The 1114-nt window shown below is 53.7% G+C and carries 1 rRNA gene; it reads left to right on the top strand.

What is annotated here, in order from left to right:
* Positions 1-1114, top strand: a 23S ribosomal RNA gene (locus AACX38_RS06670); the annotation flags it as partial.

The raw sequence follows: 1114 nt of genomic DNA, 5'->3' as shown, positions 1-1114 counted from the left end.
GAGTAGGGCGGGACACGTGGTATCCTGTCTGAATATGGGGGGACCATCCTCCAAGGCTAAATACTCCTGACTGACCGATAGTGAACCAGTACCGTGAGGGAAAGGCGAAAAGAACCCCGGCGAGGGGAGTGAAAGAGAACCTGAAACCGTGTACGTACAAGCAGTGGGAGCACCCTTTGGGGTGTGACTGCGTACCTTTTGTATAATGGGTCAGCGACTTATATTCTGTAGCAAGGTTAACCGTATAGGGGAGCCGCAGGGAAACCGAGTCTTAACTGGGCGTTAAGTTGCAGGGTATAGACCCGAAACCCGGTGATCTAGCCATGGGCAGGTTGAAGGTTGGGTAACACTAACTGGAGGACCGAACCGACTAATGTTGAAAAATTAGCGGATGACTTGTGGCTGGGGGTGAAAGGCCAATCAAACCGGGAGATAGCTGGTTCTCCCCGAAAGCTATTTAGGTAGCGCCTCGTGAATTCATCTTCGGGGGTAGAGCACTGTTTCGGCTAGGGGGTCATCCCGACTTACCAACCCGATGCAAACTGCGAATACCGAAGAATGTTATCACGGGAGACACACGGCGGGTGCTAACGTCCGTCGTGAAGAGGGAAACAACCCAGACCGCCAGCTAAGGTCCCCAAGTCATGGTTAAGTGGGAAACGAAGTGGGAAGGCTCAGACAGCCAGGATGTTGGCTTAGAAGCAGCCATCATTTAAAGAAAGCGTAATAGCTCACTGGTCGAGTCGGCCTGCGCGGAAGATGTAACGGGGCTAAACCATGCACCGAAGCTGCGGCAGCGACACGTAAGTGTTGTTGGGTAGGGGAGCGTTCTGTAAGCCGTTGAAGGTGGCCTGTGAGGGCTGCTGGAGGTATCAGAAGTGCGAATGCTGACATAAGTAACGATAATGCGGGTGAAAAACCCGCACGCCGGAAGACCAAGGGTTCCTGTCCAACGTTAATCGGGGCAGGGTGAGTCGACCCCTAAGGCGAGGCTGAAAAGCGTAGTCGATGGGAAACAGGTTAATATTCCTGTACTTGGTGTTACTGCGAAGGGGGGACGGAGAAGGCTATGTCATCCGGGCGACGGTCGTCCCGGTTTAAGCGTGTAGGTGGG

It is taken from the genome of Xenorhabdus sp. PB30.3 (genome assembly GCF_963895965.1).
Taxonomy (GTDB): Bacteria; Pseudomonadota; Gammaproteobacteria; order Enterobacterales; family Enterobacteriaceae; genus Xenorhabdus; species Xenorhabdus stockiae.
This window is presented reverse-complemented; position numbering and strand designations above follow the sequence as displayed.